Consider the following 22,524-nt stretch of genomic DNA (forward strand, 5'->3'; position numbering starts at 1 on the left):
GGTGGCGGTAGCTTCCGCTTTTCCTATAGGTGAGAACGAGCGTTCATCTGAGGGTCGTTCGTGTCATCTGACAATTGGGACGGGAGGCCGTCCTCTTCCAGTCATTCTGACCGTGACGACGCGGAGCGGCTGGACCTCACAGTGGTTCCGAGGTGGTAGGGGAGCGACTCCCTTGGGCTAGTTGAGTCATATACGCTCAACTTCACTTGATTGTGTCCCGTCAGGAGTCATACTTGAGTCATAGCAACTCAACTTCAGTGAGGCACGTAATGGACACCAATCTCACCACGATGAGCCGTGACGCGGTCACCGCCGCTACTCGGCATGCGTTGGCCCACGGGAACCCATCCGTGGAGCCCTCGCATCTTCTTCACGCACTGTTCACGATCCCAGACAACACTGTCAGTCCGTTGGTAGCTGGCTTGGGGATTGATCCTCAGCAGGTCGACGCCGTCGCTACCGCAGCGATGCGCTCCCTTCCGTCAAGTACCGGCGCCTCAGTAGCTCAGCCGCAGCTGTCCGGGGCCTTCGCCCGAGTCATCGCCGACGCGCAGAACCGTGCCGAGGCCATGGGCGATTCCTTCGTCGCTACCGAGCATCTTCTTATTTCGCTGACGGCGGTTCCCTCCGACGTCCAGAACGGCCTGGCAGGGCTCGGCCTCAAGCCCGACTCCCTCGCGGCGGCCTTCAATGAAGGTCGTGGAGACCGTCGTGTCACCTCCGAGGAGTCCGAGGGAGGCGAATCGGCTCTCGCCAAGTACTCCGTCGATCTCACCGAGCGCGCCCGTGCCGGCAAGCTCGACCCCGTCATTGGTCGTGACCAGGAGATTCGCCGCGTCGTCCAGGTGTTGGCGCGACGCACTAAGAACAACCCGGTCCTTATCGGTGAACCGGGGGTCGGCAAGACTGCCGTCGTCGAGGGGTTGGCTCAGCGCGTCGTCGCCGGGGACGTTCCCGACTCTCTCAAAGGGCGTCGCGTCGTCTCTTTGGATCTGTCCTCCATGGTTGCCGGGGCTAAATACCGCGGCGAGTTTGAGGAGCGCCTCAAGGCCGTCCTCAACGAGATCAAGGAGGCCGAGGGGCAGATCATTACCTTTATCGATGAGCTGCACACCGTCGTCGGCGCCGGGGCTTCCGGAGAGGGAGCAATGGACGCTGGCAATATGCTCAAGCCGATGCTGGCCCGTGGCGAGCTGCGAATGATCGGTGCCACTACCCTCGACGAGTACCGCGAGCATATTGAGAAGGACCCAGCTCTGGAGCGTCGTTTCCAGCAGGTCTTTGTCGGTGAACCGTCGGTTGAGGACACTATTGCCATCCTGCGCGGCTTGCGAGAGCGCTACGAGGCCCACCACAAGGTGCGTATTACTGACGGAGCCCTTGTCGCGGCCGCCAGCTTGTCTCACCGGTACATCACCGCCCGTCAGCTTCCTGACAAGGCCATTGACCTTATCGACGAGGCTGCGTCTCGGCTGCGCATGGAGATTGACTCCTCTCCGGAGGAGATCGACACCCTGCGCCGTGAAGTCGACCGCATGAAGATGGAGATCTTCGCCGTCGAGAAGGAGGACGACCCGGCCAGCCAGCAGCGCCTAACGAGGTTGCGCGCTGACATGGCTGACAAGGAGGAGACCCTGCGCGGCCTGGAGTCGCGCTGGGAGGCTGAGAAGGCTGGTCTCAACAAGGTCGGTGAGCTCAAGACAAGGATTGACGAGTTGCGGACTGCGGCCGACAAGTACCAGCGCGAGGGCGACTTCGGGCGAGCGTCCGAGATCCTCTACGGTCAGATTCCCGGCCTTGAGAAGGAGATGGAGGCTGCTGCCAAGGCTGAGGAGGAGACCCCACGGATGGTGTCCGAGGAGGTCGGTACCTCCGACATTGCCGAGGTTGTTTCCTCGTGGACCGGCATCCCCGTGGGGCGGATGATGCAAGGCGAGCAGGAGAAGCTGCTCCATATGGAGGAGCGGCTGCACGAACGTCTTATTGGTCAGGATCGAGCTGTCAAGACCGTCTCGGATGCGGTGCGTCGCTCCCGGGCCGGAATCAGCGACCCGAACCGTCCGACTGGCTCGTTCCTCTTCCTGGGCCCCACGGGCGTCGGCAAGACCGAGTTGGCCAAGTCCCTGGCGGAGTTCCTCTTCGACGACGAGACCGCTCTGGTGCGTATTGACATGAGTGAGTACATGGAGAAGCACTCCGTCTCACGTCTGGTCGGTGCCCCTCCGGGTTACATCGGTTACGAAGAGGGCGGTCAGCTTACCGAAGCTGTGCGGCGTCGCCCCTACTCGGTTATCTTGCTCGACGAGGTGGAAAAGGCTCATTCCGACGTCTTTAACATTTTGTTGCAGGTGCTCGACGACGGTCGTCTGACTGACGGCCAAGGACGCACGGTGGATTTCCGCAACACCATTTTGGTCTTGACGAGCAATCTGGGTAGCCAATTCCTGTCAGACGCGAGCCTTGATGACCATGCTAAGCGTGAGGCCGTCATGGGGGCGGTGCGTCAGGCGTTTCGACCCGAGTTCCTGAATCGACTCGACGATGTGGTCATGTTCGACCCGTTGTCGATGGCCGATCTGGGACGGATCGTCGAGACGAACCTGGCTAAGCTCAATTCACGGCTGGCCGAGCGGCGCATCACCATTGCCGTGACCGACGCCGGTAAGGACTGGCTGGCCATGGCGGGTTTCGACCCGATCTACGGTGCCCGACCACTGCGTCGCCTGATGCAGACCACCATCGATGATCAGCTGGCTCGCAAGGTGTTGTCTGGGCAAGTGCAGGAGGGCGATACGGCGACCTTTGACATCAACGAGGCCGGTGACGGTTTGGTGATTCTCTGATGGCGAACGCTTGCCGTGTGACGGCGTTGTGACAGTTCGTAGGGGCGTTGGGTCAGTTGAACCAACGCCCCTGCTGTGATGTTTCTCACTATTTGGTGGAGTGTGTGGGTATACCCTGCTCACGCCATCCCCACATGGAGGAGGACCGCTGTGTCAGACGCCCAAGCCACTGAGCGAACGATCACATCACTGATACCGGCCCGTATCGATCGGCTGCCGTGGTCGACATTTCACACCATGGTTATCGTCGGTCTAGGAACAGCGTGGATCCTCGACGGTATTGAGGTGCAGATCGTCGCAGCAAATGGCTTTGCAAAACCGCTGCACATGTCCACCACCGAGGTTACCGCGGCAGCAACCTTCTACCTGCTTGGCCAAGTACTTGGTGCTCTCTTCTTCGGCAAACTTACCGACCGTATTGGTCGAAAGAAACTCTTCACTCTGACTCTCCTGGTTTACCTTCTTGGTTCGGGTATTGCAGGTTTGTCCTTCTCGACGTGGTTCCTCTATGTGTGCCGGTTTATTGCTGGATCTGGTATTGGTGGTGAATATTCAGCGATCAACTCGGCCATCGATGAGCTCATTCCAGCCCAGTATCGCGGTCGGGTGGACTTGTCTGTCAATGGCACCTACTGGGCTGGCGTCATGCTCGGTTCGGTCGCCACTATTTACCTCCTTGACCCGACGAAGGTCGCGGAGTTTTGGGGCTGGCGTATTGGCTTCTTTATTGGTTCGGTTCTCGGCATTGTTGTCATCCTTATTCGTAAGCACATTCCGGAGTCGCCTCGGTGGATGCTGACGCACGGTTACGGTGAGCAGGCCGAAGAGATCGTTGCCGGGATCGAGCAGGATGTTCGGGAGTCGGGGCATGAACTTGAGCCGGTTAGCGACGACCAGGCCATCACCTTGGAACCCGAGGTGAGGCGTCAAGGTCGCCGCAACTTCTCCCAGCGTTGGGTAGAGTTTAAGGAGTCTGGTGCTGAGCTGGTCGAGGTGTTCCTGCGTCGCTATTGGAAGCGCACTGTGCTGGGTGTCACCCTTATGGTGACCCAGTCCTTCCTGTACAACGCCATCTTTTTCACCTATGAGATCGTGCTGTCGCAGTTCTATTCAGTGTCTAAATCTGACGTCGGCTTGTATATGATCCCATTCGCGGTCGGAAACCTACTCGGCCCAATTCTACTGGGACGATTCTTCGACACTGTTGGTCGACGTAAGATGATTTTCGCCACCTACGGAATAGCTGCTCTAGTGCTGGCTATCAGTGCGATACTGTTCCAGCGTGACGCCCTGACGCCGACCACCCACACTATCTTCTGGTGCGTCGCTTTCTTTTTTGCTAGTGCCGGAGCTTCCTCGGCCTATCTGACAGTGTCTGAGATTTTCCCGCTGGAAGTTCGTGGCCAGGCTATTAGCTACTTTTTCTCGATCGCCCAGATTGCCGGTGCTATCGCTCCATTCATCTTCGGTAACCTCATCGGTGACGGTTCCTCGCGCGGCCCCCCTTGTCGGCGGTTACTTCATCGGTGCCGGCATCATGCTTACCGGTGGTCTCGTCGCTTTGTTCATGGGCGTTGACGCCGAGGGCAAGGGTCTGGAGGCCATCACTGATCCGCTCAGCCGTGACCGTGCCAAGAAGTCCGCCGCCCGTCAAGCGGAGTGAGCCAGGAGGAGACGACTACGACGGCCAGCACTATCAAGCCCACTCCGTTGTGCGGTGTTGGGATCTGAGACATCAGACGCAACGCGCAGTGCCCGGTGGTTGTCATGCCACGTCCGGTGCGCACGGCACATGGCTCGATAGCGTCGTCTCTTCGGCCGCGGCGGAGTCTGGCAAGAACTAAGTGCTTAGTCGACGTCCCCGTCGACATACATCCACCGGCCTGCGCGACGCTGGAAACGGGACACCTCATGGAGGACGTTGTGGCGCTTCCCGGCCCGGTACGAGGCGCGAAATTCCACCATTCCCGTGATGTCGCCCGGTTGGCCATCCTTGGTGGCAAGGATCTGTAAACCCGTCCATTCCACGCCCTGCGAATCGACAACATCGGGACGGGTACGGGGGTGCCAGGTTGCCCACAGGTGATTCCACCGTCCCAGGGTGTTCGCGGTGTAGCGCGACCGCATGAGTGCTTCGGCGGTTTCGGCGTGACGCGGGTCGTCGAGGATTGGTCCGCAGCACTGGTCGAGGTTCCGTCCTGATCCGCAGGGACACAATAAGGTCATGGTTTAAGCATCCCAGGCTGGGTGTCGCCCGGCGCGGACTACAGTCGGCACCGGCCCTCCGACGAGATTCTGAAGGCTTGCGCCACATCGGGCGCTGGATGGATGGGAGATGGATGATGTCGCACGGTGTGGCAGCCATGGCGTTCTTGGCAGGCCTGATCGGGTTGGGACTTGCGGGGTGTTCCGGGACAGCCGGGGTCTACAACAGTGGTGACGAGGCGGCCAACGGATCACGTTCGGGAGTTGAGGCGACCCCCGAGGCCCATGCAGGTGCTACGCCTGACCAGAAGTGGACCCATTGCACCCCAGGAGCTCGTTCCAAGGACATCACCGCAATGAAGCCCGATACCAACACCTCCCTGACGATCGGTGCGTTCAACGGATGGGATGAGTCCTGGGCGACAGCTGGTCTCATCAAGCAAGTCCTCAAGAAGGACGGCTACACCGTCACCATTAAAGGATTTGACGCCGGGGTCGGGTATCAGGCGACTGCTGGCGGTGACATCGACATCATCACTGATTCCTGGCTTCCGGTGACCCAGGCTGGCTACATCCGCAAGTACGGCCCGAAGTTGGAGAATCTCGGGTGCTGGTACGACAATGCGAAACTCACTATTGCCGTGAATAAAAACTCACCGGCACATTCCATCGCCGATCTCAAGAAAACTGGTAGCGCTTACGGGAACGTCATTTACAGCATTGAACCGGGTGCCGAGATGACGAAGACCATCGCTCATCAGACGTTGCCGATGTACGGGTTGTCGAGCATTACCCTCAAGACCTCGTCGACGCCGGCGATGCTGGCCCAGCTCCAGAAAGCCACCAAGGCAGGGAATAACGTCGCGGTCACTCTCTGGCGGCCGCACTGGGCTTATGATGCTTACCCGGTACGCGATCTCGATGATCCCAAGAACGCCATCTCCAACGCGGAGCTCATTTACAGTTTCGGTCGCCCCGGATTTGAGAAGGACCATCCCAAGGCCGCTCAGCTCATCCGGAACCTCGCAATCGACGACGCCCACCTGTCTAGTCTGGAGCACCTCATGGTCGATACCACTAAGCGTGGTGGCCAGGAGGACACTGCGATCTCGAGGTGGATGGCCGATAATTCGGACTGGGTGCACGATTGGCTGGCCGGAAGGCTGGGGTCTCGATGAGCCGACTTCTGCCCGACCCGGACGTGGCGGGAGCGTGGATGGTGCGCGTCGGTGACGCGGATCAGTCGTGGATCGATCCCGACGATCCCACCCGTCTGGAGTTCGACTATATGCAACGCATCGCCGATCATCTCGATGTTCACCGTCCAGCGGGGGAGAGGATGCGCGTCATCCATCTCGGTGGGGCAGGGATGTGCCTCGCGCGGTATGTCGCGGCGACCCGTCCGACCAGCCCGCAGATCGTCTGTGAGCCCGACGCCGAGTTGACGGCTGAGGTCCGTCTCAAGGCTCCGCTACCGGTGCGTTCAGGGATCAAGGTGCGTCCGGTAGACGGACGATCGGGGGTCGCGGCCATGCGGGAGGATTTCGCTGACGTCGTCATCCTCGATGCCTTCGACGGCGCTCGGGTTCCTGGCGACCTCGTCACTGTCGAGTTCTTTGCCGATGTATCCCGCATCCTGCACTCCGACGGTATCGGGGTAGCGAACTTAGCTGACTCCGCACCCCTTGTGTGGACTAAGCGAGTCGTGAGGTCCGTTAAAGAAGTGTTTTCCAACGTCTGTATGGCGGCGGAGCCAGCGACCCTCAAGGGGCGTCGCTACGGAAATATTGTCCTGGCCGCCTCGAACGGACCGCTGCACGAGGAGGACCTGACTCGACGCTGTAGCGGCGCGGCTGTCCCGTTCCGGTTTATCGCTGGTGATGCACTGGCGAAGCTGTTGGCAGATGCTCGTCCTTTCCACGATGGCGACACCGAATCCTCGCCGGGGCCGCCTGGCGGAGCGACCTTCTTCTCCTGAGTGCTCATCTGGTCAGCGGTGTTGTCCTGGGTAGCGACCTGGTGAGACATCGCGGCGATGACGGTTCTCGTTCGGGTTGTCGCTAAGTGACATGATGTCACCATGACCCATACGACCTCTGAGGGAACAGTCAGGTATGGCTATCTGCCGTCGTTGCCAGGGATGCCCAAACTGATCGTTGTGGCACGGGTCATTGTGATCGGTTTGTCGACCATGTGGGCTCTCATCATCTGTGGGTTGTGGGTGGCTGGGCGTAGCGAGAGCCAATCGACCCTCGGCCCGATCCTGACGTCGTTCGCCTTGGGCATGGACTCGGGAGGCTGGACCGGTTATCTGCTCACTCCACTGGCGGGTTGCGTCTTGACGGTGACGATGGGTCGAGGCCACGCCATCGACCGCTATCTCTTCACGGTGCTCTCACTGGGTTGGATGTGGTGGCTTTCTCGTGGCGCAGAGTTTATAGGAGGGTTTGACGTCATCGGGGTCATGGCCGTCGCGGTGGTGTTGGTTATCGTTTGGAGCGCACCAGTTAACACGTGGATTAAGGCTGTCGCCGAACGCGACAAGGTGATCGCAAATCCGCCAGAGGAAGGATGGCTAGCGCCGGGGCAGGTCCAGCCGTGGCAAGCGAACTCCCGTCGTAGGTGAGTCGATTCCCTCACCTACGGCACGTTCAGCTCGGCCTTCACTCGACGCGGGACCGCCGAGCTGATTGTGGCTGGCTGACCTGACCCTTGCGTCGGGCCTTGAGCCATTCGACACCCATCGGCAGCACTGACACCACGATGATGAGGAGCAGAGCCGCCTCGAAATTGTTCCGAACGACGGGGATTTGGCCGAGGAAATAACCAGCCTGGACAGCGATGAGCACCCAGAGTATGCCGCCGATAGCGGTATAGGTGATGAATTTCTGAAACGTCATCCGTCCCACGCCGGCAATCATGGTGACGAAGGTGCGCACGATCGGTACGAAACGGGCCAGGATGAGCGCTACGGAACCATGCTTGCGGAAGAACTCATGGGTGGTGTCCACATGTTTAGGGGAGAACACCTTACCCATGAATCCTTCTCGCTCTCGGAAAAGCTTCGGGCCAACCAGGTAGCCGATCCAGTAACCGCAGATATTTCCTGCGATAGCGCAGATGATGAGGACCACGTTGACGATGATGAGGGTCGTCGTCACAGATCCGTAATGGACCAAAGGGACGGTTGAGTTAACGCCCACGGCGGCAAACATTCCCAGAGCAAAAAGCAAAGAGTCTCCGGGCATGAAGAACACGGCAAGGCCGCATTCGGCGAAGGCGATCAGCGCGACGATCCACAGAGCAGCAGCACCGGTGCCCTGGATGATGGCCTGAGGGTCCATCCAGGTTGGGGTGAGCAGGGCTGGGAGGGTCATGAGGAGACTCGACATAGGGTCAAGACTATCTTTGGTCCGTGTGTGCCTCGTCCGCTGATGAACTCGCTGATGCCCCTTCACTGCAGACTCCCAGCCAGTTAGGGACTACAGTCGTAGGTGTTGGGCCGATGCCCAAACCGTGGCCTGATGACCCGAGACTCGATCCTGAGCTGTTGGCCTCAGGCGATCGACGCAATGTTATTGATCGGTACCGCTACTGGACGATGGAGGCCATCGTCGCCGACCTTGACGCCCAGCGCTCCCGGTTGCATGTGGCTATTCAGAACTGGGAACACGATTTCAATATCGGGTCGGTGGTGCGTACCGCCAACGCTTTTAATGTCGCGGCCGTTCATATCTTGGGGCGGCGTCGTTGGAATAGACGTGGCGCAATGGTGACTGACCGGTATTTGCACGTTTACCATCACTCTGACGTCCCCTCCTTCCTACACTGGCTTGACGAGCACGGCGTCACTCCCGTCGGAGTGGATAATCTGCCTGGATCGGTGCCACTGGAGACGGTCCAGCTGCCGCAGGACTGTTGCTTGGTCTTTGGATCGGAAGGTCCCGGGTTGACCGACGAGGTCGTCAAAGGATGCGAGCAGTTGGTGGCTATCACCCAGTACGGGTCAACGCGTTCCATGAATGCTGGTGCGGCTGCCGCGATTGCTATGTACGCCTGGACGACGCAGTGGTGTCCAAAGCCACGCACTAGCTGATCGGGGAGAACCGTCACCCTCTAGGCTCGTGTCATGAGCACGCAACCCACCGAGGAACCACTCCGACTAGTTGTGGCATTCAATCCAGTGCCTAGTGCCTCCCGGGTTGCTCATCATCATGCGACGAGATTTCGCCTGGCGGTGCAGGCCTTTATTGTCGTCGTCATTGGTGGTTTGTTGTGGGCGTTGACGGCCGACGCCTTCCAGTTATCGATGGTGATGTGGATGCTCGGGGCATGGGTGGTGCTATTCCTCGTGCTTTTCGTCATCCAGAATCTGCGGCTGCACGCCGCTCGCAAGGATCTTCTCGACGTCGGGGAGGGGCCCGCGCTCATCGTCTGTTCGCGTGGCTTGCTCTTGCGACGAGCATTGCGCTGCGAGTCTGAAGGGCCTGTGGCGACGTCTATGGACGAGGTTCACTGGGATGATTTATCTGCGGTCAAGGTGGGGGGCTCGTCGATTGGGTCTGGTCCCGGTCTGGTTGTCTATGCCGATGACGGCAGGCAGTGGGAGGTTCCACTGTCCTGGCTTGATAGTCGGCTAGCTGACATTGATGCGGCGATTTCCACGGCCTCAGGTGGTCACGTTCGGGTGGAACAGGATGGTGCCGGCATCGCCGACTAATGTGCGCTGCGCAGCACCTATGAGCGTGCCGGGTGCCGGAACTGACATCGGGAGGGTGCCTGCGGAAGAATAGCTCTTGTCAACGCGAGTTCATATAGGAAAGGCCTAACATGCCCATCGCAACACCTGAGGTCTACGGCGAGATGATTGACCGCGCGAAGGAACAAGGCTTCGCGTACCCGGCCATCAACGTGACCTCCTCCCAGACCCTCAATGCTGCTCTGCAGGGGTTCACTGAGGCCGGTTCCGACGGCATCGTCCAGATCTCCACCGGTGGCGCCGAGTACGCCTCCGGCCAGACGGTGAAGGACATGGTGACCGGTGCGGTTGCTCTCGCGGAGTACGCCCACGTCGTTGCTAAGAATTATCCGATCAACGTGGCCTTGCACACTGACCACTGCCAGAAGGAGAAGCTAGATAAGTACGTCAACCCGCTTATTGCCATCTCGCAGGAGCGCGTCGACAAGGGCCAGGACCCGCTATTCAACTCTCATATGTGGGACGGCTCGGCCATCGAGGTTGAGGAGAACCTGCAGATTGCCGAGGAGCTACTGTCGCGCACCGCGAAGGCCAAGCTCATCCTCGAGATCGAGGTCGGCGCTGTTGGTGGCGAGGAAGACGGTGTGACCGGCGAGATCAACGAGAAGTTGTACACCACCGTTGCTGACGGCATGCGTACCCTCGAGGTGCTGGGCCTGGGTGAGAAGGGCCGCTACACCACCGCTCTGACCTTCGGGAACGTCCATGGTGCGTACAAGCCGGGTTACGTCAAGCTGCGCCCGGGAATCCTCAAGGAGATCCAGGACGAGTGCGGCAAGAAGTACGGCAAGGAGAAGCCGTTCGATCTGGTCTTCCATGGTGGGTCGGGATCGACTGCCCAGGAGATCGCCGACGCGGTGTCCTATGGCGTTATCAAGATGAACATCGATACCGATACTCAGTACGCGTTCTCGCGTCCGGTTGTTGAGCACATGTTCAAGAACTACGACGGCATGCTCAAGATTGACGGTGAGGTCGGCAACAAGAAGATGTACGACCCGCGTTCGTGGGGCAAGAAGGCTGAGGCTGGTATGGCCGCCCGGATTGTTGAGGCTTGTGAGCAGCTGGGTTCGAAGGGTACTTCGGTCAGCGCCTGAGTTGTTTTGTGAAGAATCCCGGCCAGTTCTGTTGTGAGGATTGGCTGGGATTTTTCACGTCATCGGTGTGATGGTAGTGGTGGGAGCGGGGAATTGTTGGCTCGCACCGTGGCGTTCCAGTCGACGAGCAATTTTCCGTTGACGGGGACCATGACGACCGTCATGATCGGTTCTCCGGTCGAACGGGACGATCGCGTAGGAAGGGGTCCATCGGAAATAAGGATTCCTTCGTTCAGTCCGGCTTTGTCGTCGTTGTAAGCCTTGAAAATGGCGTGGCCCCAGGCTTCGGCGAAATAGGTCGCCATGCCGACAGTGCTTACCTGGAGTTCGTCATCACGGTGCTGTACTAGGAGTGTGCCGCCAATTCCGACAGCAGCGGATAGCATGACGCATACGGGTATTTTATAGTCATTTTGGTTCTGATTGCTGTTCCTTGGTGGTAATCGGTTTCATGTCAAGTGAAGTGCCCATGTAGTTCGTCCCAAGTGCTTCGCTCTACCCTATTGAATTCACGCTCTTTGCCTGTGACTCGGGGGCGCGGAAGAAGGGCCGGGGAGCGTCGAGGGGTGCTACGCCTTCCATATCGCTTGCGGCTGGCCTTGCGCTCGCGGCCGACACCGCCATCGTGCAGGAGAGATTCGTTGCGGTCGACGTGTTAATGGGTTGGAGTTGACCGCAGGTTCCGTTTAGACCACTATGCGCCTGACGGGGAAATCCTCTGGCCGTTGGGCGGTGGCGGCGGCGACTATGTACATGGTGAGATGACGAGGACTTCCTTGAACCACACATACACATACTGACCAAGGAGGGCCATGTCTCGACCTGAACCGACCGGAGAGAACCGTATCGTCGAGCCGGAAGAGATCTTCTTCTCGACTACCGATGCCAAAGGGGTCATAGAGAAAGCCAACTCGGTTTTCGTAGACATCTCCCGGTACTCCTGGGATGACCTCATCGGAGCGCCTCATAACATTATTCGTCACCCGATGATGCCCGGTGCGGCATTCCTCGCCATGTGGACGACAATCAAAACCGGGGAACCTTTTTGCGCCTACGTCCACAACCTCGCTGCTGATGGTGCCACCTACACGGTGCTGGCCACCGTCGTGCCGTTGGGGGAGGGCTACCTGTCGGTGCGCGTCACCCCGCAGGTGCCCGAGATGCTTCAGGCGGCCGAGACCGTCTACCAGGCGGGTCGTGACGCCGAGTGGATTGCCGGTGAACAGGGATGCGGTGCTCCTGAACGAGCCCGCCGTGGTCTTGATGCCGTCAAGACGGCCCTCGAACAGGCCGGATACCCCGACTACGGGACGTTCATGCGCAAGGCGTTGGTTCAGGAGGTGTCGGTACGTCGGCGGCAGCACCGTGCCTGCCGTGGCATGGTTGACGAGACGACTTTGGGACAGCTGTCGAGCCAGGTCAACCGGGCTCGACAGTTGGTCGAGACCTGGCTGGAGACCTTCGACGGGCTAAGCGACCTCTCGTCCAAAGCCGGTCGGACCGCGCGCACCCTGAGTAAGGCGATGACCGAATCGCAGCGCACTGCTGACGTCATTACTGATTCCCGTGAAGCTACTGAGGCGTCGTTGCGGCCCTTGGTGACTGTCCTCACCCTGTGGAGCCGGATGGACGCCGAGATAGCGCCGCTGGTCAACGGGGTAGTCGCCGACCTCGACGCCATGGCTACCAGCGCGGATCTCACGAGTTTCGGCCTGGCGGTGGCCCACATCCAGGTCGAGTCGACCCGCAGCTTTGTTTCCGAGCTGTGGGCCGAGGTGGACGGTTGGCAACGTGCCCTCCCCGCCATCGATGACCTTTCTCGGGCTGTGGAGGAAGCCATGTCGGAGGCGAACCGTCGCCTCGACGAGGTGCGCGACTTGGCCGATCGCGCCGCGTCCCGCACCCAGGAGCTAGCTGATCTGATGGCGATGCCGACCGCCCTGCTCACCAGTTGGCAGCAGATGGCCAGCCAACGGGAGCTATCGGCCGGGGTGGCTGATCTCGTTCCGCGGGTGGAGGAGCAGATCGGCGCCAGCCAGGCGATGGCCGCTGAGCTGACCGACGTCGTTGCTGGGCTGCACAAACTCGCAGACGCCTCGAACGAGGAATTGGACGTCTCGGTGCTGGCTGAGATCCGTCGTCTCGGGGCCGAGGTGGCGGCCGGACGCTGAACCACGCCGGAGTCCGGCCCATGGTTGGGTCGGACTATCAGCAGCAACGCTCTCGACATATGCGTTTTTCCTCGGATAAAACGGCGGTCCCGTTCGGTGCGAAAGTGCCGATTCGGGCCGCCTTGAAGGAGTCGGGCTCCGACGGGAAATGGCGTCAGTGAATCCGCGTAGGCGATCCCGTGGCGGCAGGCTCGTGGCGCCGTCCGGGTACCTCTTCTCGGTGTCCTCAGGTGAACGCCTTCGTGGCTGAACACTGTTAGGGTGTGGAACTTTGACCCCAAGTCGGTGAAAGCTTCGGGGAAGGTGCAAAGATTAGATTCATGAGTCCACGAAAGATTGGCGTTACCGAGCTCGTGCTCCGCGACGCGCATCAGAGCCTGCTTGCCACTCGCATGGCCATGGAGGACATGGTTGATGCCTGTGCCGACATTGATGCGGCAGGCTTCTGGTCCGTTGAATGCTGGGGCGGAGCTACCTTCGATTCTTGCATCCGATTCCTCAACGAAGACCCATGGGAGCGTCTGCGTACTTTCCGCAAGCTGCTGCCGAACTCCCGGTTGCAGATGCTGCTGCGTGGCCAAAACCTTCTGGGCTACCGCCACTACAACGACGAGGTCGTCGACAAGTTTGTCGAGAAGTCGGCCGAGAACGGCATGGACGTGTTCCGGGTGTTCGACGCTCTGAACGATCCTCGCAACCTTGAGCACGCGATGGCAGCCGTCAAGAAGACCGGCAAGCACGCCCAGGGCACCATCTGCTACACCACTTCCCCGATTCACACCCCAGAGAGCTTCGTCAAGCAGGCCGATCGTCTCATCGACATGGGTGCCGACTCGATCGCCTTCAAGGACATGGCTGCTTTGCTCAAGCCGCAGCCTGCCTACGACATCATCAAGGGCATTAAGGAGAACCATCCGGACGTGCAGATCAACCTGCACTGCCACTCCACCACGGGCGTCACCCTGGTCACCCTGCAGAAGGCCATCGAGGCTGGTGTCGACGTCGTCGACACCGCTATCTCGTCGATGTCGCTCGGCCCGGGGCACAACCCAACCGAGTCTTTGGTCGAGATGCTCGAGGGCACCGAGTACACCACCGGCCTCGACATGGATCGCCTGCTCAAGATCCGCGACCACTTCAAGAAGGTGCGTCCGAAGTACAAGAAGTTCGAGTCGAAGACGCTGGTCAACACCAACATCTTCCAGTCCCAGATCCCGGGCGGAATGCTCTCCAACATGGAGTCCCAGCTCGAGGCCCAGGGTGCTGGAGACCGCATGGATGAGGTCATGAAGGAGGTGCCGCGCGTTCGTAAGGATGCCGGCTACCCGCCGCTGGTCACCCCGTCCTCCCAGATCGTGGGAACCCAGGCGGTGTTCAACGTCCTGATGGGCAATGGTTCGTACAAGAACCTCACTGCCGAGTTTGCCGACCTCATGCTTGGCTACTACGGCAAGCCCATTGGCGAGCTCAATCCCGAGATCGTTGAGATGGCCAAGAAGCAGACCGGCAAGGAGCCGATCGACTGCCGTCCCGCCGACCTGCTCGAGCCTGAGTGGGACCAGCTGGTCGAGCAGGCCAAGAGTCTTGAGGGCTTCGACGGCTCCGACGAGGACGTTCTTACCAACGCCCTGTTCCCGGGAGTTGCCCCGAAGTTCCTCAAGGAACGCGCACAGGGCCCGAAGAGCGTCGCGATGACCGAGGCACAGCTGAAGGCCGAGAAGGAAGGCACCGGCGCTGCCGGCATCGCCGGACCGGTCAACTACAACGTGACGGTCGGTGGCAACAGCCACCAGGTGACCGTCGAGCCTGCGTGAGGATGATCGCCAACTATGGCTGAGAAGAAACCAATCAAGCTGGCCGATACCATGGCCGGCCGGATCGAGCAGCTCGCCGACGAGCGCCACGCTGTGGAGCTTGGCGGGGGCGAGGATCGCCTGCAAAAGCAGCGTGACAGGGGCAAGCAGACAGCCCGTGAACGGATCGACAACCTCGTTGATGCTTATTCCTTCGATGAGGTGGGTGCGTTCCGTAAGCACCGCACCACCCTTTTCGGCATGGACAAGGCCGAAGTTCCCGCCGACGGCGTAGTCACCGGTCGTGCGACCATCCATGGTCGCCCGGTCCACATCGCGTCTCAGGACTTCACCGTCATGGGTGGGTCGGCTGGCGAGACCCAGTCGACGAAGGTCGTCGAGACGATGGAACAGTCCCTGCTGACCGGCACTCCGTTTCTGTTCTTCTATGACTCGGGCGGCGCCCGAATTCAAGAAGGCATCGACTCGCTGTCCGGGTACGGCAAGATGTTCTACGCGAACGTCAAGCTGTCGGGCGTCGTGCCGCAGATCGCCATCATTGCTGGCCCCTGCGCCGGCGGCGCCTCCTATTCCCCGGCCCTGACCGACTTCATCATCATGACGAAGAAGGCCCACATGTTCATTACGGGCCCCGGAGTCATCAAGTCGGTTACCGGTGAGGAGGTGACTGCTGACGACCTGGGTGGTGCGGATGCGCACATGTCCACCTCGGGCAATATCCACTTCGTGGCCGAAGATGACGACGCCGCAGTGCTCATCGCGCAGAAGTTGCTGAGCTTCCTGCCGCAAAACAACACTGAGGACGCCCAGATCTCCAACCCCAATGACGATGTCTCCCCGCAGCCTGAGCTGCGCGACATCGTTCCGCTGGATGGTAAGAAGGGCTACGACGTCCGCGACGTCATCTCCAAGATCGTCGACTGGGGCGACTACCTAGAGGTCAAGGCCGGTTGGGCGACCAACATCGTCACCGCCTTTGCCCGGGTCAATGGTCGTACCGTCGGCATCGTGGCCAACCAGCCGAAGGTGATGTCGGGTTGCCTTGACATCAATGCTTCGGACAAGGCTGCCGAGTTCATTACCTTCTGCGACTCGTTCAATATTCCGTTGGTGCAGTTGGTTGACGTTCCTGGCTTCCTGCCTGGTGTCCAGCAGGAGTACGGCGGCATCATCCGCCACGGCGCGAAGATGCTGTATGCCTACTCCGAGGCCACCGTCCCGAAGATCACCGTGGTGCTGCGTAAGGCTTACGGCGGCTCCTACCTGGCCATGTGCAACCGTGACCTGGGTGCTGACGCCGTCTATGCCTGGCCGAGCGCGGAGATTGCGGTGATGGGTGCCGATGGCGCTGCCAACGTCATTTTCCGTCGCCAGATCAAGGACTCTGAGGATCCCGCAGCCACCCGTGCCGCGAAGATCGAGGAGTACCGCAACGCCTTCAACACGCCTTACGTGGCTGCCGCCCGTGGACAGGTTGACGACGTGATCGATCCCGCGGACACCCGTCGCAAGATCACCGCCGCTCTGGAGACCTACGCCACTAAGCGTCAGTCCCGTCCGGCCAAGAAGCACGGCGTCATGCCTTGCTGAGCGAAGAAGGCTGATGGGAGGACAAGATGAGTGAGAACAATGAACTCGTCATCGAGACGCTGAACAAGCGACTCGCGGCGCTGGAAGCCGAGGTTTCCCGGCTCAAGAAGACGAGCAAGGGCGTTCCTGAGGACGTGCTCGCCGCCATCTGCGCCGCCGTTTCGGCTTACCTGGGCAACGACGGAAAGGTTCAGGCCGTCCGTTTCGCCCCGAGTGAGACCTGGGTCCGTCAGGGCCGCAGGGCTCAGCAGAACCATTCGATTCGTTGACCTGGAGAAACTGACATGAAGCTCAAGGTGACCGTCAATGACGTCGCATACGACGTTGACGTTGACGTTGATAAGACCGCCAATGCGCCGATGGCGCCGATCCTCTTTGGTGGCGGTGCCGGCGGCCCGATGAAGGCATCCGGTGGCGGCGCCGGTAAGGCCGGTGAGGGCGAGGTTCCCGCACCGCTAGCTGGGACTGTTGCCAAGATCCTGGTGGCCGAAGGAGATGCCGTCAAGGCCGGTCAGGTGCTCCTGACCCTCGAGGCCATGAAGATGGAGACCGAGATCAATGCCCCGGCGGACGGAACCGTCAAGGGGATCCTGGTGGCTGTCGGTGATGCCGTCCAGGGTGGTCAGGGCCTGGTGGCTCTGGGCTGATCCTCGAACCAAGAAACACACCGGCGTCTCACCGTGGTGGTGGGGCGCCGGTGCCATGTCTAGGGGCTACGAGTCCCCCCTGTGACATTGTCGGTCGTGGCCTAGGAGACGAGATGGTCCGCTTCCCTGATGGGAGCCGGGCCATGCGTCGTCACATCACTTGAATACGATGACCTTGCGGCCAGTTGGAGTGCGGTTCCACAGCCACTTCAGACCAGACATATTGCGGATGTTGATGCAGCCATGGGAGGCCCCATTCCAGCCACGACGGGAGAAGTCCGAAGAGTAATGAATGGCCTGGCCCCTGTAAAAGAACATCGAGTATGGCATCGGGGAGCCGTAGACACTGGAGACGTGGTTCTTATCTTTCCAGTAGATGGTATGGACGCCCTCGGCAGTGGGCTCACTGGCCCGACCGAAGCGGGCGTCAAGGGTGATGAGGATGCGCCCGTTGTGCACCATCCAGAGCTTGCGCTGCTTCTTGGAGGCGCAGATAACGGTTCCCTTCATGCAGCGACGGTCTAGGTGAGCACCGGTATTCGAGATTGGCAGGGTGGCTGGAGAAGCGACAGCGGGCGAAGACTGTCTTGGTTCGGGCGAAGCCGTTGGTTCTGCGTTCGCGACGCCGACGACCCCAGCAGACAGTGACATCACCAGCGCGGCAGCCAGACTGGCAGCGCGGGGGGATCGCATTGATCACAACCTTTCGGGACGTGGACATGAAAATGCTACGCCTGGTAGCTCGCATTTTTTGACCTGGTTTCTGCTCTCTCCCCCCCCCCGGGCCCGCGGTGGCAGGGTGTTTCGCCGTGATATGACGATGATGCTGCAGCACCCCTAGTTAGGGGGAGCTGCAGCACTGAGGCGTCTATCAGCTATGTTTTGCGCGGGTGCGGGCTTTGGCCCGCTCGTGGGCATTGAGTTCGGTCTTGCGGATGCGCACAACGTCTGGGGTGACCTCCAGGCACTCGTCTTCGCGGCAGAACTCAAGCTGCTGCTCCATCGAGAGCTTCGTCGCCGGGATCAGGCGCTCCAACTCGTCGCCGGTGGAAGAGCGCACGTTGGTGAGGTGCTTTTCTTTGGTGGGGTTGACGTCCATGTCGTCGGGGCGCGAGTTTTCGCCGACGACCATGCCCTCGTAGGTGTCCTCGCCCGGCGAGACGAACATCGTGCCGCGCTCCTGCAAGTTGAACAAGGCGTAGGAGGTGACGACCCCCTGACGGTCGGCGACCATCGAGCCACTCTGACGGGTGCGCAATTCGCCTACCCAGGGCTGGAAGTTCTCGAAGATCTGGTTCATGATGCCCTGACCGCGGGTCTGGGTGAGGAACTCGGTGCGGAAGCCGATAAGGCCACGGGCTGGGACGACGAACTCCATGCGCACCCAGCCGGAGCCGTGGTTGACCATGTGCATCATCTGGCCCTTGCGTAGGCCCATCATCTGGGTGACGGGGCCCATGAACTCTTCTGGGGCATCAATGGTGACGCGCTCGAAAGGTTCGTGCAGCTTGCCGTCAATGGTTTTGGTGACGACCTGCGGTTTGCCAACGGTGAGTTCGAATCCCTCGCGGCGCATCTGCTCGACGAGGACGGCCAGCTGCAATTCGCCGCGGCCTTGCACTTCCCACATGTCGGGGCGGTCGGTGTCAGCCACTTTGATCGACACGTTTCCGATGAGTTCTTGATCGAGACGAGCCTTGAGAAGACGAGCGGTGAGCTTGTCACCGGACCGACCTGACAGCGGTGAGGTATTGATACCGATCGTCATCGACATCGACGGTTCATCGACGTGGATGAGCGGCAAAGGGACCGGGTTCTCGGGATCTGAGAGGGTCTCGCCGATGGTGATCTCGGGGATACCAGCGATAGCGACGATGTCACCGGGGCCAGCTTTCTCAGCGGGGACGCGTTCCAGGGCCTCGGTCATGAGTAGTTCGGAGAGCTTGACGTTTTGGACCGAGCCGTCGCGCTTGCACCAGGCCACCGTCTGTCCCTTGGTGAGTTCACCGGAGACGACACGGCACAGGGCTAGACGGCCAAGATAGGGGGAGGCGTCGAGGTTGGTGACGTGAGCCTGTAGCACCCCGCCCTCGTCGTAGGTGGGGGCTGGGATGTTCTCGAGGATGCAATCGAACAGCGGCTGTAGGTCGGGGGAATCGGGTAACTCGCCATCCCCGGGTTTGTTGAGGGATGCGCGTCCGGCTTTCGCGGAGGCATAGACCACCGGGACGTCAAGCAGGGAGGCATCGTCGTCGTCGGAAAGGTCCATGAAGAGGTCGTAGGTTTCTTCGACAACCTCGTCGATACGGGCGTCGGAACGGTCAACCTTGTTGAGCACCAAGATGAGAGGCAGCTTCTTGGCTAGTGCTTTGCGCAGCACGAAGCGGGTCTGCGGCAGTGGCCCCTCGGAGGCGTCGACGAGCAGAATGACGCCATCGACCATCTCTAGGCCGCGTTCCACCTCGCCGCCAAAGTCGGCGTGGCCGGGGGTGTCGATAATGTTGAGGGTGATTTCCTCGCCGTCACTCATGACGTGCTTGACGGCGGTGTTCTTGGCGAGGATCGTGATCCCCTTCTCGCGCTCAAGATCCATCGAGTCCATAACGCGTTTCTCGACTTCGGCACCCTCGCGGAAGGCTCCCGACTGCCACAACATAGCGTCGACCAAAGTGGTCTTTCCGTGGTCAACGTGGGCCACGATGGCAATGTTGCGCAGATCCTTGCGTACGGGCATGCAGAACTCCGGTTCAGATCGAGGATGGAGATACCGCGACGGGGCCGCGGGTGGTTGGTGGGTGCAAACACACCACAGTGAAGTGTAGGTCAGGGCAGGGTTGCGCCACGAATGAGCGAGTCAGCGCCACCTTCAGGAGCGCGAATGTGGTGACTGGGCCGCAGTTTTCTCAGCAGTCGTGTGGGTTCCATCGCACCACTGCGAGGGTGGCACCTGGGCCTTGACGTGGGCGATGTGCTCGCCACATCCGGCCCAAGTCGTCTTGCCACAAATGCCACATCTGACGGGTCGGCACATGGTGATAATCCTCTCCTTGGCTGAAACAAGTTTATTGTCGTAGGGCTTTATTGGCGGCCCGAATAAGCGCCGCGGCGCATTTCGCCCTAGGCTTGGGATCATGGCTGAGGAGCAAAACACCGATCTGACCACTGAGATCGAGGGACAGGATCACGGCGTGCGGTTGCCGCCCGACCCGGCCATTCGCAAACTTGCTAAGCGTGGACGTGGGGAGTTCATGACGGTCGTCAAGGAGCACCCTTCCTCATCCCTGTGCTGGGCCCTCCTGGCTGAAGGGTCGCTGTTGAGCGATACAGATGCCGCTGATGTCGCCGCGTACGCCTATGCCCGTACGGGTCGTGACCTTGGCCTTGAGCAGCTCCGGGACGCTGGGTGGGACGGCGAAGGGCCAGTGGATTGGGGCTATCTGCCTAACCAAGGTGTGTTTCGTTGCCTCCATGCGTTGGCCATGGCGGCCGAGCGGCTTGGATTTGGGGATGAGTCCGACGATGCCGACACCCTTTTGCGGGAGTTGAGCAACGAGGCCTGGCAGGCATTGCGTGGAGATGATGTGCCGTCTGATAATGCTGTAGACGTCGACGTGGATGAAGAGCTCGCTGATGAGCAGGACTCCGATCATCAGGAGTGATGGGGTTATCGTCACGTAGACGTCGGCAGGTTGACAACATGATTCTGGTGATTCATCCTTGAGATAGGACATCCAAGGTCCAATGTAATGCGACGGGTTAACCCGACCAATCAATGGAGATGGGCGTATGAGCAACGTCGAGGCCATAGCAGCCAGGAAATCATGGCGTGACGAGTTGACTGGCACGCAGTGGAAATCCTTCTGGGCAGCATGGATCGGTTATCTGCTGGACGGATTCGACTTCGTCATGATCACGCTGGTCCTCACCGAGATCGGCAGGACCTTTCACGTCGGACCAGCGGCGACTGCGACCCTGGTGTCCGCTGCTTTTATTGCGCGATGGTTCGGCGGACTGCTGCTGGGAGCTATCGGTGACCGGATCGGCCGCAAGGAGGCTATGGTCATCTCAATTCTGCTTTATGCGGGTGGATCGGTCGTCTGTGCCATTGCCCCGGCTTTCTGGGTTATCTTCGTCGCCCGTGTCTGCATCGGCATGGGTATGGCCGGTGAGTACGGCTCTTCAGCCACCTACGTCATTGAGTCCTGGCCAGTGCGTCTGCGGAATAAGGCCTCCGGGTTCCTTATTTCCGGATTTTCCCTTGGCGCCGGTGTGACGGCTCAGGTGTATGCCCTCATCGAGTACCTTACCCGTGGTACCTCCGCTGAGCCTCATACCTGGCGAATACTCTTCGCGCTTGGCATTATTCCGATCGCCTTGGCCCTGTGGCTGCGTCGTGCCCTTCCTGAGGCCGCCGACTTTGTAAAAATGCGCGAGGAGGAGGCCGCTCGCGCCGCTGTCGGCGAGACTGTCAAGAAGACTGACATGTTCACCATGCTCTTCGCACGTAACCCGAAGCGAAGCATCATTAACATTGTTCTGGCCCTCACAACTTTCGGATGCCTAATCGTCATTTACCTGTTCAAGAGCGGCGTCCCGGGGCTCGTGTTGGCATTGCTGTGGGTCGTTGTCGCGGCCGTCATGGTGAGCTTCATGGTCCAGTTCGAGGGACCGCGTTGGCCGACAGGTGTGGCCGTTATGATCACGGTGTTTGTCGCCTTCCTCTACTCCTGGCCTTTGCAGGCTCTGTTGCCTACCTACTATCGCCAAACCCTGGGCCTGGCGAGCGACACCGCTTCCAATCTCGTGACCGCCACTTCTTTTGGCGCGGCAGCGGGCTGCATCATGGCCGGATTTATCGGTGACAGATTCGGAACCCGCAAGGCCTATTGGGTCTCCCTGCTCATCTCGGAGTTCCTCGTCCTGCCGGTCTTCCTCGTCAGCCGAGGCATGGTGCATTCCTCGGTGATATGGGTCGTGCTTCTTGGAGTTTTCATCTTTGTCCAGCAGATGTTCGGACAAGGTATCTCTGGTCTGCTACCGAAGTTCATTTCGAACTACTTTCCGGTCGAGAAGCGCGCTGCTGGTTTGGGTTTCTCTTATAACGTCGGAGCTCTTGGTGGGGCTATCGCCCCGGTCCTCGGCATTGCCCTGGCAGGTGATCCAGCTACCGGTGTTGGCGGTGTGCTGCCCTCCAGCTGGGGCCTCGGATGGACCCTGTTCATCTTGTCCTTCGTATTCACCGCGGTGATCATCGTTCTTATCGCCATCAATTTCCCGCTCCGGATGCAGAAGCTGTTGCGCCCCGACCACGTGCGTCCCGCTGACCGGATGGATCACGTCGATGAAGAGCTTGCTGTTTCCCGGAACCCTGACACTATCGTCGCCTCGTGATGCGAGC

19 protein-coding genes and 1 pseudogene are annotated in these 22,524 nt (G+C 60.1%); 15 read left to right on the forward strand and 5 right to left on the reverse strand.

Annotation, left to right across the window (positions count from 1 at the left end):
* Positions 1-269 precede the first annotated feature (269 nt).
* Positions 270-2,843: an ATP-dependent chaperone ClpB gene (clpB, locus tag ACOYO3_RS01835; protein WP_002524436.1), complete on the forward strand. Its 2,574-nt coding sequence runs from the start codon at positions 270-272 to the stop codon at positions 2,841-2,843.
* A 78-nt stretch (positions 2,844-2,921) separates the two neighbouring features.
* Positions 2,922-4,506, forward strand: a pseudogene (locus tag ACOYO3_RS01840) (MFS transporter).
* A 185-nt stretch (positions 4,507-4,691) separates the two neighbouring features.
* Here ACOYO3_RS01840 and ACOYO3_RS01845 read toward each other — a convergent pair.
* Positions 4,692-5,069, reverse strand: a complete 378-nt coding sequence (locus ACOYO3_RS01845; RefSeq protein WP_002547743.1) for a YchJ family protein — start codon at positions 5,067-5,069, stop codon at positions 4,692-4,694.
* Positions 5,070-5,167: 98 nt separating this feature from the next.
* Between ACOYO3_RS01845 and ACOYO3_RS01850 the strand changes: the two genes are divergently transcribed.
* The 3 genes from ACOYO3_RS01850 (at position 5,168) to ACOYO3_RS01860 (ending at position 7,674) form a co-directional block, all read left to right on the forward strand.
* Positions 5,168-6,226 carry a glycine betaine ABC transporter substrate-binding protein gene (locus ACOYO3_RS01850; protein ID WP_002524434.1) on the forward strand — a complete coding sequence of 353 codons (1,059 nt, stop codon included), beginning with the start codon at positions 5,168-5,170 and terminating at the stop codon, positions 6,224-6,226.
* The gene (locus tag ACOYO3_RS01855; protein WP_002519472.1) at positions 6,223-7,026 is read left to right on the forward strand and encodes a spermidine synthase; all 804 of its coding nucleotides are present in this window, start codon (positions 6,223-6,225) and stop codon (positions 7,024-7,026) included. The genes ACOYO3_RS01850 and ACOYO3_RS01855 overlap by 4 nt, the downstream gene beginning before the upstream one ends.
* Positions 7,027-7,188: 162 nt before the next feature.
* On the forward strand, positions 7,189-7,674 hold the full coding sequence (locus tag ACOYO3_RS01860; RefSeq protein WP_002524433.1) for a hypothetical protein: 486 nt from the start codon (positions 7,189-7,191) through the stop codon (positions 7,672-7,674).
* A gap of 37 nt (positions 7,675-7,711) precedes the next feature.
* On the opposite strand, the gene ACOYO3_RS01865 is transcribed toward ACOYO3_RS01860, so the two are convergent.
* Positions 7,712-8,440 (reverse strand): DedA family protein, encoded by a 729-nt coding sequence (locus tag ACOYO3_RS01865; protein WP_002514457.1) that lies wholly within the window; start codon positions 8,438-8,440, stop codon positions 7,712-7,714.
* Between the two features lie 113 nt (positions 8,441-8,553).
* Between ACOYO3_RS01865 and ACOYO3_RS01870 the strand changes: the two genes are divergently transcribed.
* The 3 genes from ACOYO3_RS01870 (at position 8,554) to fbaA (ending at position 10,904) form a co-directional block, all read left to right on the forward strand.
* Positions 8,554-9,144 (forward strand): TrmH family RNA methyltransferase, encoded by a 591-nt coding sequence (locus tag ACOYO3_RS01870; protein WP_002514456.1) that lies wholly within the window; start codon positions 8,554-8,556, stop codon positions 9,142-9,144.
* Positions 9,145-9,285: 141 nt separating this feature from the next.
* A complete protein-coding gene (locus tag ACOYO3_RS01875) occupies positions 9,286-9,768 on the forward strand; it encodes a hypothetical protein (RefSeq protein WP_002524432.1) in 483 nt (160 codons plus the stop codon).
* A 110-nt stretch (positions 9,769-9,878) separates the two neighbouring features.
* Complete coding sequence (gene fbaA, locus ACOYO3_RS01880) at positions 9,879-10,904, forward strand: class II fructose-bisphosphate aldolase (RefSeq protein ID WP_002518068.1); 1,026 nt, start codon at positions 9,879-9,881, stop codon at positions 10,902-10,904.
* A 59-nt stretch (positions 10,905-10,963) separates the two neighbouring features.
* Here the strand turns inward: fbaA and ACOYO3_RS01885 are convergent, their stop codons facing one another.
* Positions 10,964-11,290: a hypothetical protein gene (locus tag ACOYO3_RS01885; RefSeq protein ID WP_002524431.1), complete on the reverse strand. Its 327-nt coding sequence runs from the start codon at positions 11,288-11,290 to the stop codon at positions 10,964-10,966.
* 426 nt (positions 11,291-11,716) lie between these two features.
* Between ACOYO3_RS01885 and ACOYO3_RS01890 the strand changes: the two genes are divergently transcribed.
* The 5 genes from ACOYO3_RS01890 (at position 11,717) to ACOYO3_RS01910 (ending at position 17,126) form a co-directional block, all read left to right on the forward strand.
* Positions 11,717-13,075, forward strand: coding sequence for a hypothetical protein (locus ACOYO3_RS01890; protein WP_002518078.1), 1,359 nt, complete (start codon positions 11,717-11,719; stop codon positions 13,073-13,075).
* Between the two features lie 320 nt (positions 13,076-13,395).
* Positions 13,396-14,889: a methylmalonyl-CoA carboxytransferase subunit 5S gene (locus ACOYO3_RS01895; RefSeq protein ID WP_002514451.1), complete on the forward strand. Its 1,494-nt coding sequence runs from the start codon at positions 13,396-13,398 to the stop codon at positions 14,887-14,889.
* Positions 14,890-14,904: 15 nt separating this feature from the next.
* The gene (locus ACOYO3_RS01900) at positions 14,905-16,479 is read left to right on the forward strand and encodes an acyl-CoA carboxylase subunit beta (RefSeq protein ID WP_002516292.1); all 1,575 of its coding nucleotides are present in this window, start codon (positions 14,905-14,907) and stop codon (positions 16,477-16,479) included.
* Between the two features lie 26 nt (positions 16,480-16,505).
* On the forward strand, positions 16,506-16,748 hold the full coding sequence (locus tag ACOYO3_RS01905; RefSeq protein ID WP_002516246.1) for a hypothetical protein: 243 nt from the start codon (positions 16,506-16,508) through the stop codon (positions 16,746-16,748).
* A gap of 15 nt (positions 16,749-16,763) precedes the next feature.
* Positions 16,764-17,126, forward strand: a complete 363-nt coding sequence (locus ACOYO3_RS01910) for a biotin/lipoyl-containing protein (protein ID WP_002516357.1) — start codon at positions 16,764-16,766, stop codon at positions 17,124-17,126.
* 156 nt (positions 17,127-17,282) lie between these two features.
* On the opposite strand, the gene ACOYO3_RS01915 is transcribed toward ACOYO3_RS01910, so the two are convergent.
* A complete protein-coding gene (locus ACOYO3_RS01915) occupies positions 17,283-17,636 on the reverse strand; it encodes a L,D-transpeptidase (RefSeq protein WP_002519467.1) in 354 nt (117 codons plus the stop codon).
* A gap of 361 nt (positions 17,637-17,997) precedes the next feature.
* Positions 17,998-19,860 (reverse strand): translational GTPase TypA, encoded by a 1,863-nt coding sequence (gene typA, locus ACOYO3_RS01920; RefSeq protein ID WP_002516314.1) that lies wholly within the window; start codon positions 19,858-19,860, stop codon positions 17,998-18,000.
* A 397-nt stretch (positions 19,861-20,257) separates the two neighbouring features.
* On the opposite strand from typA, the gene ACOYO3_RS01925 reads away from it, so the two are divergent.
* Complete coding sequence (locus ACOYO3_RS01925; protein WP_002524429.1) at positions 20,258-20,785, forward strand: DUF3151 family protein; 528 nt, start codon at positions 20,258-20,260, stop codon at positions 20,783-20,785.
* A 127-nt stretch (positions 20,786-20,912) separates the two neighbouring features.
* Positions 20,913-22,517, forward strand: coding sequence for an MFS transporter (locus ACOYO3_RS01930; RefSeq protein WP_002516296.1), 1,605 nt, complete (start codon positions 20,913-20,915; stop codon positions 22,515-22,517).
* Positions 22,518-22,524 lie beyond the last annotated feature (7 nt).

The organism is Cutibacterium sp. KBN10P07758, assembly GCF_050286205.1.
GTDB lineage: Bacteria > Actinomycetota > Actinomycetes > Propionibacteriales > Propionibacteriaceae > Cutibacterium > Cutibacterium acnes.

Excerpts from the sequence above, each read along its gene's own strand:
- ACOYO3_RS01930 (WP_002516296.1), top strand. The coding sequence starts at position 20,913 with ATGAGCAACGTCGAGGCCATAGCAGCCAGGAAATCATGGCGTGACGAG.
- ACOYO3_RS01850 (WP_002524434.1), top strand. The coding sequence starts at position 5,168 with ATGGATGGGAGATGGATGATGTCGCACGGTGTGGCAGCCATGGCGTTC.
- ACOYO3_RS01885 (WP_002524431.1), bottom strand. The coding sequence starts at position 11,290 with ATGCTATCCGCTGCTGTCGGAATTGGCGGCACACTCCTAGTACAGCAC.
- ACOYO3_RS01855 (WP_002519472.1), top strand. The coding sequence starts at position 6,223 with ATGAGCCGACTTCTGCCCGACCCGGACGTGGCGGGAGCGTGGATGGTG.
- ACOYO3_RS01865 (WP_002514457.1), bottom strand. The coding sequence starts at position 8,440 with ATGTCGAGTCTCCTCATGACCCTCCCAGCCCTGCTCACCCCAACCTGG.
- ACOYO3_RS01910 (WP_002516357.1), top strand. The coding sequence starts at position 16,764 with ATGAAGCTCAAGGTGACCGTCAATGACGTCGCATACGACGTTGACGTT.
- ACOYO3_RS01890 (WP_002518078.1), top strand. The coding sequence starts at position 11,717 with ATGTCTCGACCTGAACCGACCGGAGAGAACCGTATCGTCGAGCCGGAA.
- typA (WP_002516314.1), bottom strand. The coding sequence starts at position 19,860 with ATGCCCGTACGCAAGGATCTGCGCAACATTGCCATCGTGGCCCACGTT.
- ACOYO3_RS01895 (WP_002514451.1), top strand. The coding sequence starts at position 13,396 with ATGAGTCCACGAAAGATTGGCGTTACCGAGCTCGTGCTCCGCGACGCG.
- ACOYO3_RS01915 (WP_002519467.1), bottom strand. The coding sequence starts at position 17,636 with ATGAAGGGAACCGTTATCTGCGCCTCCAAGAAGCAGCGCAAGCTCTGG.
- ACOYO3_RS01860 (WP_002524433.1), top strand. The coding sequence starts at position 7,189 with ATGCCCAAACTGATCGTTGTGGCACGGGTCATTGTGATCGGTTTGTCG.
- ACOYO3_RS01845 (WP_002547743.1), bottom strand. The coding sequence starts at position 5,069 with ATGACCTTATTGTGTCCCTGCGGATCAGGACGGAACCTCGACCAGTGC.
- ACOYO3_RS01900 (WP_002516292.1), top strand. The coding sequence starts at position 14,905 with ATGGCTGAGAAGAAACCAATCAAGCTGGCCGATACCATGGCCGGCCGG.
- ACOYO3_RS01905 (WP_002516246.1), top strand. The coding sequence starts at position 16,506 with ATGAGTGAGAACAATGAACTCGTCATCGAGACGCTGAACAAGCGACTC.
- ACOYO3_RS01870 (WP_002514456.1), top strand. The coding sequence starts at position 8,554 with ATGCCCAAACCGTGGCCTGATGACCCGAGACTCGATCCTGAGCTGTTG.
- ACOYO3_RS01925 (WP_002524429.1), top strand. The coding sequence starts at position 20,258 with ATGGCTGAGGAGCAAAACACCGATCTGACCACTGAGATCGAGGGACAG.
- fbaA (WP_002518068.1), top strand. The coding sequence starts at position 9,879 with ATGCCCATCGCAACACCTGAGGTCTACGGCGAGATGATTGACCGCGCG.
- clpB (WP_002524436.1), top strand. The coding sequence starts at position 270 with ATGGACACCAATCTCACCACGATGAGCCGTGACGCGGTCACCGCCGCT.